The sequence below is a fragment of the Citrobacter sp. wls717 genome (assembly GCF_005280955.1).
Taxonomy (GTDB): Bacteria; Pseudomonadota; Gammaproteobacteria; order Enterobacterales; family Enterobacteriaceae; genus Citrobacter; species Citrobacter werkmanii.
Window position 1 is genome coordinate 1 of sequence record NZ_SZWW01000012.1, and the last position, 227, is coordinate 227.

Sequence of the window (227 nt, forward strand, 5' to 3'; positions counted from 1 at the left end):
GCCGTTTTACCCCAAGGCTGGTAATGGCCGGCGACCTTATCCGCTGGAAACCATGCTACGCATTCACTGCATGCAGCATTGGTACAACCTGAGCGATGGCGCGATGGAAGATGCTCTGTACGAAATCGCCTCCATGCGTCTGTTTGCCCGGTTATCCCTGGATAGCGCCTTGCCGGACCGCACCACCATCATGAATTTCCGCCACCTGCTGGAGCAGCATCAACTGG

At 56.8% G+C, this 227-nt stretch carries 1 protein-coding gene; it reads left to right on the plus strand.

The genetic code is table 11. The features are described from left to right. On the plus strand, positions 1–227 hold a 227-nt coding region (locus FDX09_RS23870; protein WP_249359993.1), incomplete at both ends, for a transposase.